This is a genomic window from Asanoa sp. NPDC050611 (assembly GCF_040654855.1).
Classification (GTDB): Bacteria; Actinomycetota; Actinomycetes; order Mycobacteriales; family Micromonosporaceae; genus Asanoa.
In genome coordinates this window covers 1-12184 of the sequence record NZ_JBFAIU010000232.1, presented here as the reverse complement: position 1 = coordinate 12184, position 12184 = coordinate 1, and the positions used below count along the sequence as shown (strand labels likewise).

At 72.5% G+C, this 12184-nt stretch carries 9 protein-coding genes and 1 pseudogene; 7 read left to right on the top strand and 3 right to left on the bottom strand.

The window, feature by feature from the left end; genetic code table 11:
* Positions 1-90: 90 nt before the first annotated feature.
* From AB0H87_RS28620 to valS, 3 genes and pseudogenes are all read left to right on the top strand, one after another.
* Positions 91-1860: pseudogene (locus AB0H87_RS28620) on the top strand (ABC transporter ATP-binding protein); the annotation flags it as partial.
* A gap of 106 nt (positions 1861-1966) precedes the next feature.
* The gene (locus tag AB0H87_RS28615) at positions 1967-4090 is read left to right on the top strand and encodes a transglycosylase domain-containing protein (RefSeq protein ID WP_360152202.1); all 2124 of its coding nucleotides are present in this window, start codon (positions 1967-1969) and stop codon (positions 4088-4090) included.
* On the top strand, positions 4050-6593 hold the full coding sequence (gene valS / locus AB0H87_RS28610) for a valine--tRNA ligase (RefSeq protein WP_360152199.1): 2544 nt from the start codon (positions 4050-4052) through the stop codon (positions 6591-6593). The genes AB0H87_RS28615 and valS overlap by 41 nt, the downstream gene beginning before the upstream one ends.
* Positions 6594-6707: 114 nt before the next feature.
* Here the strand turns inward: valS and AB0H87_RS28605 are convergent, their stop codons facing one another.
* Both AB0H87_RS28605 and AB0H87_RS28600 read right to left on the bottom strand, forming a co-directional pair.
* Positions 6708-7364: a hypothetical protein gene (locus tag AB0H87_RS28605; RefSeq protein WP_360152196.1), complete on the bottom strand. Its 657-nt coding sequence runs from the start codon at positions 7362-7364 to the stop codon at positions 6708-6710.
* Between the two features lie 86 nt (positions 7365-7450).
* Positions 7451-8269 carry a hypothetical protein gene (locus AB0H87_RS28600; protein WP_360152193.1) on the bottom strand — a complete coding sequence of 273 codons (819 nt, stop codon included), beginning with the start codon at positions 8267-8269 and terminating at the stop codon, positions 7451-7453.
* Between the two features lie 53 nt (positions 8270-8322).
* Here AB0H87_RS28600 and AB0H87_RS28595 point away from each other — a divergent pair, with 53 nt between their 5' ends.
* Genes AB0H87_RS28595 through AB0H87_RS28585 form a run of 3 tightly spaced genes read left to right on the top strand, consistent with a single transcriptional unit; the run spans position 8323 to position 10594 of the window.
* A complete protein-coding gene (locus AB0H87_RS28595) occupies positions 8323-9456 on the top strand; it encodes a DNA recombination protein RmuC (RefSeq protein ID WP_360152190.1) in 1134 nt (377 codons plus the stop codon).
* Positions 9457-9510: 54 nt separating this feature from the next.
* Positions 9511-9966: a hypothetical protein gene (locus AB0H87_RS28590; RefSeq protein ID WP_360152187.1), complete on the top strand. Its 456-nt coding sequence runs from the start codon at positions 9511-9513 to the stop codon at positions 9964-9966.
* A gap of 28 nt (positions 9967-9994) precedes the next feature.
* A complete protein-coding gene (locus tag AB0H87_RS28585; protein ID WP_360152184.1) occupies positions 9995-10594 on the top strand; it encodes a hypothetical protein in 600 nt (199 codons plus the stop codon).
* On the opposite strand, the gene AB0H87_RS28580 is transcribed toward AB0H87_RS28585, so the two are convergent.
* Positions 10583-11560 carry a 4-hydroxy-3-methylbut-2-enyl diphosphate reductase gene (locus tag AB0H87_RS28580; protein WP_360152181.1) on the bottom strand — a complete coding sequence of 326 codons (978 nt, stop codon included), beginning with the start codon at positions 11558-11560 and terminating at the stop codon, positions 10583-10585. The genes AB0H87_RS28585 and AB0H87_RS28580 overlap by 12 nt on opposite strands.
* An 86-nt stretch (positions 11561-11646) precedes the next feature.
* Between AB0H87_RS28580 and AB0H87_RS28575 the strand changes: the two genes are divergently transcribed.
* Positions 11647-12184 (top strand): exodeoxyribonuclease VII large subunit (locus AB0H87_RS28575; protein ID WP_360152178.1); only part of this gene is annotated, 538 nt, incomplete at its 3' end.

The window sequence follows — 12184 nt, the reverse complement described above, 5'->3', positions numbered from 1 at the left end:
CTCTGCGGCGACCGCGCCGCGTCGCCGGTGGTCAACGCGGGCACGCTGTACTGAGGCATGGCCGAGCGCAAGAAGCTGCTGCTGCGGCTCGACCCGGCGGCGGTCGCGCGGCTGCGGGTCCGCAGCCGCTCGCTGCTGGCGTCGTTGGTGCGCCCGCACCGGCGCGCGCTGGCCGCCACGGTCGGGTTGCTGCTGCTGCAGAGCACCGCCGGGATGGCCGGCCCGTTGCTGGTCATGTTCGCGATCGACCGCGGGATCCCACCCCTGCGCGACGGGGACCCGACCGTGCTGGTCGGCGTCGGCCTGGCGTTCGTCCTCGCGGCCCTCGCCGAGTACTTCGGGAAACGCGGGTTCCTGCGCCTGTCGGCGCGGATCGGCCAGGACGTGCTGCGTGACCTGCGGCAACGGGTGTACGACCACTTCCAGCGGCTGTCGATCGGCTTCCACGAGCGCTACACGTCCGGCCGGATGGTGGCCCGCCTGACCAGCGACATGGACTCGATCAGCGAACTGGTCGACGGCGGCATCGACGACCTGGTGCTGGCCGGCCTGTCGGTGGTGTCGGTCGCCGGCGTGCTGCTCTGGCTCGACCCGCCGCTGGCGCTCGTGACGCTGCTGACGTTCCCGTTCCTGCTGTGGCTGTCGCGCTGGTTCGCGCTGGCGTCGGCGGTCGCCTACCGGCGCACGCGCGAGGCGGTCGCGCTCGTGATCGTCCACTTCGTCGAGTCGCTCGGCGGCATCCGTGCCGTGCAGGCGTTCCGCCGCGAGCCGCGTAACCAGCAGATCTTCGACGTGCTCAACGACGACTACCGCGTCGCCAACCTCCGGGCGTTCCGGCTGATCGCGGTGTACTCGCCGAGCATCAAGCTGATCGGCAACCTGGCGATCGCCGGCGTGCTGACGTTCGGCGGGTGGCAGGTGCTGCACGGCCGGACGGCGATCGGCGTGCTGGCCGCGTTCCTGCTCTACCTGCGCCGGTTCTTCGAGCCGATGCAGGAGCTGAGCCAGTTCTACAACGCGCTGCAGTCGGCGACCGCGGCGCTGGAGAAGCTCGCGGGCGTGCTGGACGAGCGGCCGGCGGTGCCGGAGCCGGCCCGGCCGACCCCGCTGCCGCCGGCCGAGGGTGGGCGCGCGATCGCCTTCCAGGGGGTGACGTTCGGCTACCGGGACGGTCCGCCGGTGCTGAGCGACCTGTGCCTCGAGATCCCCGCGGGTCAGATCGTCGCGCTGGTGGGGGCCACCGGCGCCGGGAAGTCCACAGTGGCCAAGCTGGTGGCGCGGTTCTACGACCCGGTCGCGGGCACGGTCCGGCTGGACGGGGTCGACCTGCGCGAGGTGGGCGACGCCGAGCTGCGCCGGGCCGTGGTGATGGTGACGCAGGAGAACCACCTGTTCGCGGGCACGGTCGCCGACAACCTGCGGTTCGGCCGCCCCGACGCGACCGACGCGGAGCTGGTGACTGCGGCCCGGGCGATCGGGGCACACGACTTCATCGCCGCGCTCCCCGAGGGCTACGGGACGGACGTACACCGTCGTGGTGGCCGCCTGTCCGCCGGGCAACGCCAGCTGGTCGCCTTCGCCCGCGCCTTCCTGTCGGACCCCGGCGTCCTGATCCTGGACGAGGCCACGTCTTCGCTCGACGTGCCGACGGAGCGCCTCGTCCAGCGGGCGTTGCGGACGATCCTGCGACAACGGACGGCCCTCGTGATCGCCCACCGCCTCTCCACGGTCGAGATCGCCGACCGGGTCCTGGTCATCGACGACGGCCGCGTGGTCGAGGACGGCCCGCCCTCGCGCCTCATCACCGGCGGCGGCCGGTACGCCACCCTCCACACCCAGTGGCGCGACTCGCTGCTCTGACAACCGGCTGGGCGGTAGCTGGCAGAGGGGTGTGAGTTTGGCCCGATAGCTGGGCATTCCCGCAAAAAGTACGGATCCTGAGTTGGGACAACTCGGGGAGGCACCGATGGCGAGGTGGACGCGGCTGGCGATCGGGGCCGGCGTGGTGGGGCTGCTGGTGGCCGCCGCGGCTCTGCCGCTCGGCCTGGTCGGCGGGTTCGTGGCCACCCGGGTCGCGCTCGCGACCACCGACCTGCCGGCCGCCCTCGCCCAGCCGACCGTGCCACAGGCGTCGAGGCTCTACGCCGCCGACGGGAAGACGCTGGTCACCACGTTCGCCGACCTCAACCGCACCGACGTCGCCCTCGATGCCGTCGCGCCCGTGATGCGGCAGGCGATGGTCGCCGCCGAGGACACCCGTTTCTACGAGCACGGCGCCGTCGACGTACGCAGCGTCCTGCGGGCTCTGGTCGCGAACGGGCGCAGCGGCGAGACCGAGCAGGGCGCATCCACGCTGACCATGCAGTATGTCCGAAATGTGCTGAAGACCGACCCCAAGGCCACGCAGGCCGAGCGGGACGCCGCCACCGCCGACGACTTCGGGCGCAAGGTCCAGGAGATGCGGTACGCGGTCGCGGTCGAGGACGCCCTGAGCAAGGACGAGATCCTCACCCGCTACCTCAACATCGTCTACTTCGGCGCGGGCGCCTACGGGATCTCCGCCGCCGCGCAGACCTACTTCTCCACCACCCCCGACAAGCTCACCCTCCCCCAGGCCGCCCTGCTCGCCGGCCTGGTCCAGTCGCCGGACGCGTACGACCCGATCCACGGCGACAAGGCCGCCGCACAGGAGCGCCGCGGGTACGTGCTCGACTCGCTGGTCAAGGCCGGCGACGTCAGCCAGGCCGACGCCGACCACGCGAAGGCCGCCCCGCTCGGCCTGCGCCCCGGCGCCGTGCCGAACGGCTGCACCGCGGCCCGACCCGAGAACGCCCGGTTCTTCTGCGACTACTTCGTCTCCTGGTGGCAGCGGCAGAAGGCGTTCGGCGAGACGCCGCAGCAGCGCCTGGCCGCCCTGCGCGACGGCGGCTACGAGATCGTGCTCTCGCTGGACCCCAAGGTGCAGGCGACCGCGACCAAGGCGGCCACCGACGTGTACGACTACGACGACCCGAAGGCCCTGCCGATCGCCGCCGTGCAGCCGGGCACCGGCCGCGTGCTGGCGCTGGCCGTCAACCGGCACTACAGCCTGGCCAAGAAGCCCGGTGACACGGTCGACCAACTGGTCGCCGGCGGCGACTCCGTGACCGGCTACCAGGCAGGCTCGACGTTCAAGCTGTTCACCATGCTGGCCGCGCTGGAGGCGGGCTACACCCTCGACACGGGCTTCGACGCGCCGAGCCAGTTGCGCACCCACTGGGCCGACGGCGGCCCGGCCTCCTGCGCCGGCTTCTACTGCCCGCGTAACGACAATCCAGAGTGGATGGACGGCTACCGGACGATGTGGACCGGCTTCGGTCGCTCCGTAAACACCTACTTCGTGCACCTGGAGGAGCAGGTCGGCGCGGCCAAGGCCGTGGAGATGGCGCAGCGGCTCGGCATCACGTTCCGCGCGAAGTCCGACGCCGACCGGGCCGCGAACGACGCGGACGACTGGGGCTCGTTCACCCTGGGCGTCGCCGACACCACGCCGCTGGACCTGGCCAACGCGTACGCGACCATCGCCGCCGACGGCACGTACTGCACGCCGCTGCCGGTCAAGGGCATCACCGACGCGACCGGCCACAAGGTCGCGGCCGCGGACCCGACGTGCCGGAAGGTGCTCGAGCCCGACATCGCCCGTGCGGCCGTGGACGCCGCCCGCTGCCCGGTCGGCCAGGCCGGCGCGTTCGGCCAGTGCGACGGCGGCACCGCCACCGAGGTGTCCACAATGCTCGACGGCCGGCCGGTCGCGGGCAAGACCGGCAGCGCGGAAGGCAACGCCACCGAGTCGTTCGTGGGCTTCACCCCGCAGGTCGCGGCGGCCGGCATCGCGGCCAACCCGAGCCACCCCGCCGACGGGGTCGGCGGTGCCGTGCAGGTGGACGTCATCGCGGCCGTGACCGACGTGCTCGAACGCGCCGTCACCGGCCAACCCGAGAAGCCTTTCGCCGCGCCGACCCCGGCCCTGGCCTTCGAAAACGGCTCGAACCCGGCGGTACCCTGGCCACATGACGGATACGGCAGGCAGCAGGCGCGCCGGTATCCCTGAGAAGCCGTCCCTGGACGGCATCGAGGACACCTGGGCGCGCCGGTGGCAGGAGGCGGGGACGTACGCGTTCGACCGGTCGAAGGCCCGGTCCGACGTATACGCGATCGACACGCCTCCGCCGACCGTATCCGGCGAGCTGCACATGGGCCACGTCTTCTCCTTCACCCACACCGACACCGTGGCCCGGTTCCAGCGCATGCGCGGCAAGATGGTCTTCTATCCGATGGGCTGGGACGACAACGGCCTGCCGACGGAACGCCGCGTGCAGAACGTCTACGGCGTGCGTGGCGACGCCGCGCTGCCGTACGACCCTGACTGGGCTCCGCCGGCCGCGCCGGTCGACGACGCGGCCCGCAAGAACCCGACGGCCATCTCCCGGCGCAACTTCATCGAGCTGTGCGAGCGGCTCACCGTGCAGGACGAGCAGGCCTTCGAGGAGCTGTGGCGCCGGCTCGGGCTGTCGGTGGACTGGTCGCTGACCTACACGACGATCGGGCGGCACGCCCGCACCACGTCGCAGCGGGCGTTCCTGCGCAACCTCGTGCGCGGGGAGGCCTACACCGCCGAGGCGCCGACCCTGTGGGACGTCGGCTTCGGCACCGCGGTCGCACAGGCCGAGCTGGAGGACCGCGAGCGCCCGGGCGCCTACCACAAGCTGCGCTTCCACGGCCCGGGCGACGAGCCGGTCTACATCGACACGACCCGGCCCGAGCTGTTGCCGGCGTGCGTGGCGCTGGTCGCCCACCCCGACGACGAGCGCTACACGCACCTGTTCGGCAGCACCGTGCGCACGCCGGTGTTCGGCGTCGAAGTGCCGGTGCACGCGCACCCGCTCGCCGAGCGGGACAAGGGCACCGGCATCGCGATGGTCTGCACGTTCGGCGACCTGGCCGACGTGACCTGGTGGCGCGAGCTGCGGCTGGACACGCGGGTGGTGATCGGCCGCGACGGGCGGCTGCTGCCCGAGCCGCCGCACGGCGTCGACCCGGAGACCTACGCGCGGCTGGCCGGTCGCACCGTCAACCAGGCCCGCCGGGAGATCGTCACGCTGCTCTCCGACGCGCTCGACCTGATCGGCGAGCCGCGCCCGGTGACCCACCCAGTCAAGTTCTACGAGCGCGGCGACTCGCCCCTGGAGATCGTCTCCACCCGGCAGTGGTACATCCGCAACGGCGGCCGCGACGCCGACCTGCGCGCGGCGCTGCTCGACCGGGGCCGGCAGCTGCACTGGACACCGCCGCACATGCGGCACCGCTACGACCACTGGGTCGGCGGCCTCACCGGCGACTGGCTGGTCAGCCGCCAGCGCTTCTTCGGCGTGCCGATCCCGGTCTGGTACCCGCTCGACGCCGACGGCCGCCCCGACCACGACCATCCGCTGACGCCGACGGAAGACCGCCTCCCCGTCGACCCGTCCTCGGACGTGCCGGTCGGCTACGCCGAGGAGCAGCGCGGCGTGCCGGGCGGGTTCGCCGGCGACCCGGACGTGTTCGACACGTGGGCGACGTCGTCGCTGACCCCGCAGATCATCAGCGGTTGGGAGACCGACCCCGACCTGTTCGCCCGGGTGTTCCCGATGGACCTCCGCCCGCAGGGTCAGGAGATCATCCGCACCTGGCTGTTCGCGTCGGTCGTGCGGGCCCACTTCGAGCACGGCACGCTGCCCTGGCGCGACGCGGTGCTGTCCGGCTGGATCCTCGACCCCGACCGCAAGAAGATGTCCAAGTCCAAGGGCAACGTGGTCACGCCGATGGGCCTGTTGGTCGACAACGGCTCCGACGCGGTGCGCTACTGGGCGGCGAGCGGCCGGCCCGGCACCGACCTGGCGTTCGACCCGGCCCAGATCCGGATCGGGCGTCGGCTGGCCACCAAGATCCTCAACGCCTCGAAGTTCGCGCTCGGCCTCGGCGCCGCGGGCGGCAGCGTCACGGAGCCGCTCGACCGGTCGATGCTCGCGGGCCTGCGCGAGGTGGTCGCCACGGCCACGACCGCATTCGAGGACTACGACCACACCACGGCGCTGCAGGCGGCCGAGTCGTTCTTCTGGCGGTTCTGCGACGACTACATCGAGCTGGTCAAGGAGCGGGCGTACGCCGACACGGCGGCGTCCGCCTCGGCCCGGGCGGCGCTGGCCACGGCGCTGTCGGTGCAGCTGCGGCTGTTCGCGCCGTTCCTGCCGTTCGTGACCGAAGAGGTCTGGTCGTGGTGGCGCTACGGCTCGGTGCACCGCGCACCGTGGCCGACCGTCCACGAGCTGGCCGGCGACGGCACGCCCGAGCTGCTCCGGCTGACCGGCGAGGCGCTCTCCCAGGTCCGCCGCGCCAAGTCGGAACGCAAGGTGTCCATGCGCACCGAAGTGCCGTTGGCCGAGGTGTTGGGGCCCGCCGCCATGCTGGAGGCGTTGGCGCTGGCAGCCGACGATCTGCGCGCGGCAGGGCGCATCGGCAAGCTCGACTTCCTGCCGGACCGCACCACCGAACTGGTCGTCGCTTCCGCGTTCTGAGCTACACGGAAGGCCCGTCCAGATCAGGACGGGCCTTTCTGCTCGGGTCCGCGGTGGGCACGACCGTCGCTCCCGCCAGACACCGCTCCGCTGCGGCGTCCGCGGTGGTGAAGCTCAGAACCACCAGCCCCGGAGGAAGCGGACGCCGAGCAGGATCGTGACGATGCCGGGGCCGGCCGCGAGCGCGGCCGCCGAGACCCGGTAGACCATTCGGTGCCGCATCAGCTCGGCGCCGTTGCCGACGACGACGACGCCCCCCGCCACCATGAACCACGCCCACCAGCGGGGGTCCATCTGGAACAGGTCGAAGTGCCGGGCTTGGAAGGTCAGGCCCAGCAGAACCGCGATCGAGGCCAGCATCGCGAGCGTGCGGTGGAACGACCGGCCCAGCGGGTCGTCGGGGCGCCACCAGTAGCTGCCCGCGATCGCCGCCGCCGGGAGCGCGATCAGCAGTGGCCAGAACCGCGGCACGTCGCCGAACATCAGCATCACGCCGACGGCGAACGCGACCAGGCCGACGTTGCCCAGCGCGTACGCCAGGATGCCGCCACCCCGGGCGAGCGCGACGAAGCCGGCCGCCGCGATCAGCGACGTCGGGATCACCACGAACAGTGACCACCAGCGGAAGTCGTCAGCGGCCTGGGCCAGGATGCTGACCAGCGCGCAGGCGAGCAACGCGATGCCGCCGCCGGCCAGCCAGGGCGCGGCCCGGCCGGCACCCGGCCGCGTCGTCGGTGTCGGGGTCGAGGTCTGCTCGAAGGTCGTGGTCACGTCACCTACTGTGCCGACCCGCGACCCCGCGCACCATCCCGCTAGCCCTACCCGGCCGGGTCAGGCCGGCGGGACCAGGAACGCGATCAGAAGTCGCCCCCGAAGCCGCCACCGAAGTCGCCGCCGCCGCCGAAGTCACCGCCGCCGCCCCAGTCGCCGCCACCACCGAAGTCGCCGCCGCCGCCGTCACCGGCGCCACCACCGTCACCGCCGCCGTCACCGCCGCCGTCGGCACCGCCGTCGTAGCCGGTGCCGTCCTGGAAGCCCTCCTGGTAGCCGGCGTCGTAGCCGTAGCCCGGGTCGGCGAACGCCGGCGAGAACAGCGCGTCGGCGATCAGCAGGCCGGCGAACGCACCACCGGCACCGGCCAGCGCGGGCCGCCACCACGGCTGGGAGTACCAGCCGGACGGCACCGGACGGCCCTGGTAGCGCCCGCCCGGGTAGTAGTACGGCGTCGTGTTGCTCGGCTGCGGGCCGGCGGTGAACCGCTCGCCCTGCACGTCGACGGTCCGCTCCTTGGTGAGCGTGCCCACACCCCGGGCCGACATGAGCTGCGGCAGCTCCGGCCCCGGGTCGATGCCCATCGCGGTGCGGGCCGCGCGGACGTAGGTCAGGCCCTCGAGCGCGGTCTCCCGGGCCAGCTCGTACTGCCGCGTGGAGCGGGCCTGCTCGAGCTGACTGCCCGCGGCCGTGTAGCGCTCGCCCGCGTCGGCCAGCGCCTGGCGTACCGCCGGTTCGGAGCCGTGCAGGTTCATCACCTGCCCGCCGAGCCGCTCGTACCACCGCTGGGCGTCCGCACGGGCGTCCTGCAACTCCCGCTCACGCCGCCCGGCCACCGAGCGCTGGTAGTAGAACACCAGCGCGATGACGATCACCAGAAGCGCGATCAACCACAACCAACCCATGACACGACGGTACCTACCCTTGTCATGTCGCACCTGTTTGGCAGTCTTAGCCGATGGACCTTTCGACGGTGGCCGTAGTGGTCCTCTGCCTCGCCATCGGCGCGGCGGCCGGGTGGTTTGCGGCGCTTTCGCGGTCATCGGCCCGGATTGCCCGACTCGAAGCCACCATCGAATCCGCCCGGGAAGGCGAGGGGCGCCTGGAGCAGTCGATGCGGGCGTTGTCCTTCGAGGCCACCGTGCAGTCGCAGGAGGCCGTGGCCCGGGCGGTCGCCCCGCTGCACGACACGCTCCGCCGCTACGAGCTGCGGGTGGCCGAGTTGGAGCGCGAGCGCGTCGACGCCTACGCCGAGCTGCGCGAGCAGGTCCGGGCCATGTCGACGGTCTCCGGCGAGCTGCGCACCGAGACCAAGCAGCTCGTGGCCGCGCTGCGGGCCCCGCAGGTGCGCGGGCGCTGGGGCGAGCACCAGCTCCGCCGCATCGTCGAGGCGGCCGGCCTGCTGGAGCACTGCGACTTCGCCGAGCAGGTGACGGCCTCGACCGACCATCAGGGCGTACGCCCCGACCTCGTGGTCCGGCTGCACGGAGGGCGCAGCGTCGTGGTCGACGCGAAGGCACCGTTCGACGCCTACCTCACGGCGATGGAGGCCCGCGACGAGCGCTCCCGCGACCAGCATCTCGACGCGCACGCCCGGCAGCTCCGGGCACACGTCGACGGGCTGGCCGCGAAGTCCTACTGGTCGGCGTTCGCCCAGTCCCCCGAGTTCGTCGTGCTGTTCGTGCCGGCCGACCCGTTCCTCGACGTAGCGCTGCAACGCGACCCGACCCTGCTGGAGCACGCGTTCGCCCGCAACGTCGTGCTGGCCACCCCGGCGACGCTGGTCGCGCTGCTGCGCACGGTCGCCTACTCGTGGCGACAGGAGGCGCTGGCCCGCAACGCGGTCTCCGTGCACGAGCTGGCCCGCGAGCTCTACGGCCGGCTGGCGACGCTCGGCGACCACGTCGGCAAGCTCGGCTCCGCGCTCGGCACGGCGGTCACCTCGTACAACCGCGCGGTGGGTTCACTCGAGGCACGGGTCCTGGTCAGCGCCCGCAAGCTGGCCGACCTCGGCGTCTCCGGCGACGACCTGGTCGTGCCGGCGCAGGTGGAGAGCACGCCGCGCCAGCTGCAGGCGCCTGAGCTGATCTAGGGGAACCGCGCCACGGCTGGCGCGCGTCTCATCCCAATGACACACTTCGACGTCATGCGCAGGGTCACGGTGCCGTTGGTGGCAGTGCTGGTCGCGGCGCTCGCCGGTTGCTCGGCGAGCCGGGAGGGTGGCGGCACCGCGCCGACACCGGGAGCGCCGACGTCGCCGACGACGACCGCGCCGGCCCTGCCGCCGAGCCCGTCGCTGTCACTCCCGCAGCCCACGGTCGCGCCGACCGCCCAGCCGCCCGGCCGGGTCCCGTCGCCCCGGCCGGCCAGCCCCCGCCCGTCGGGCGCCAAGACGCCGAAGGTGGTCAACGTGACCGGCACGGTCACGGAGGGCGTGGAGCCGGGCTGCCTGCTGATCGACGGCTACCTGCTGGTCAACGCCCCCACCAGCCTGGTCTACGCGGGCGTACGGGTGAGGCTGACCCTGGAGGTCCGCAGCGACCTGGTCAGCACCTGCCAGCAGGGCACACCGGCCATGATCACGTCGGCGCAGCGGCTTTGAAATTACGACTGTAATGTAAACTGGCGGGGTGAACCTCCTCCGCACCGCCGCGACCTACGAGCGCGGCGTCTGGGTCAGCCTCTTCCGCTGGGTGCTCCGCCGCCCGGACCCGGCCGGCCCCGGCGCCCGCTTCGGCTACAGCGCCACGATGATGCCGGTGCTGCTCGCCTTCATCGGGGTGTCGATCGTGGAGATCCCGATCCTGCATTTCCTGCTGCCCTGGCGGACCGTGCAAATCGTCGTCTTCGCGGTGAGCATCTGGGGCCTGCTCTGGATGGTCGGGCTGCTCGGCGCCGTCCGGGTGCATCCGCACCTGGTCACGGCGGACGGGCTCCGGATCCGTTCGGGCTTCACCGTCGACGCGTTCGTGCCCTGGTCGGCCGTCGCCGAGATCCGCCACCGCAACCGGCCGCTGGAGAAGAGCAAGGGGCTGCAGTTCGCGGAGACCGCCGACGGCGGCCTGGTCGGCAAGGTCGTGGTGCTCGGGCAGACCAACGTCGAGGTGGTGCTCACCGCCCCGGCCGAGGTCGGCCTGTCCCGCGGCCCGGTGACCGAGGTGCACTTCTGGGCCGACGACGCGCGCGCCCTGGTCGCGGCGGCGCGGGCCAACCTGGTGTCAGTCGACTGAGCGGGCCGCCGCCGCGGCCTTCATGTCGCGCTTGAGCTCCTGCGGCAGCGAGAAGGCCAGCCGCTCGTCGACGGTGGTCACCTCGGAGACGTCTTCGAAGCCGCGCTCGACCAGGTGGTCGAGGAGCTGGTCGACCAGGTCCTCGGGGACGCTGGCGCCGGAGGTGACGCCGACCGTGGTGGCGCCGGCCAGCCAGGCGTCGTCGATCTCGCTGGCGTAGTCGACCAGGTAGGCCGCCCGGGCGCCGGCGTCGAGGGCCACCTCGACCAGGCGGACCGAGTTGGACGAGTTGGTCGAGCCGACCACGATCACCACGTCGCAGTCGGGCGCGATCTGCTTGACCACCTGCTGCCGGTTCTGCGTGGCGTAGCAGATGTCGTCGCTCGGCGGCGACTGCAGAAGCGGCAGGCGCTCCTTGAGCCGGCCGACCGTCTCCAGGGTCTCGTCGACCGACAGCGTGGTCTGCGAGAGCCAGACGACCTTGCTGGGGTCGCGCACGGTCACCTTGTCGACACCGTCCGGGCCGTCGACGAGCTGGATGTGCGCCGGCGCCTCGCCGGAGGTGCCGATCACCTCTTCGTGGCCTTCGTGGCCGATGAGCAGGATGTCGTAGTCGTCGGCCGCGAACCGCTTCGCCTCCTGGTGGACCTTGGTCACCAGCGGGCAGGTCGCGTCGATGGCCTTGAGGCTGCGGGCCTTGGCCTGCGCGTAGACCTCGGGCGCGACGCCGTGCGCGGAGAAGATCACCGTGGCGCCCTCGGGCACCTCCTCGTTCTCCTCCACGAAGATCGCGCCGCGGCGCTCCAGGGTGGCCACCACGTGCTTGTTGTGCACGATCTGCTTGCGCACGTAGATGGGCGCGCCGTAGAGGTTGAGCGCCTCTTCCACGGTCTGCACGGCGCGGTCGACGCCGGCGCAGTAGCCGCGCGGGTTGGCCAGGAGCACACGCTTGCGTTCCTCGATCACCCGCCAATCGTACGTGGCGCGCCCGAACGCGGCAGAAAGCCGGCCGCTGCCATCGCCCGACCGGGCCCCCGCCGTAGGGTGGTGCGGTGACCACGCCCGAGCCCAACGGCATCCCGAAGAGCACCGCGGAGGAGCCGTGGCCGGTGCGGGTCGTGAGCCAGAAGATCAGCGGCTGGATCGCCAAGCTGGGCTGGGTCTGGGTCGACGGCCAGGTCGCGCAGATCAGCCGGCGGCCGGGCGCCACCACGGTGTTCCTCACCCTGCGTGACCCCTCCGCCGATCTGAGCCTCACCGTCACCACCAACCGCGACGTGCTCGACATCGGCGCGCCGAACCTGGCCGAGGGCGCCCGGGTCACGCTGCACGCCAAGCCCGACTTCTTCCCCGCCCGGGGCACGCTGAGCCTGCGGGCCGACGAGATCCGCCAGGTCGGGCTCGGTGAGCTGCTCGCCCGGCTCGAGCGGCTGAAGAAGCTGCTGGCCGCCGAGGGGCTGTTCGACCCGCGGCGCAAGCGGCGCCCGCCGTTCCTGCCGAGCCGGATCGGGCTGATCACGGGCCGGGCCTCGGCGGCCGAGCGCGACGTGCTGACCAACGCCAAGCGCCGCTGGCCGGCGGTCGAGTTCC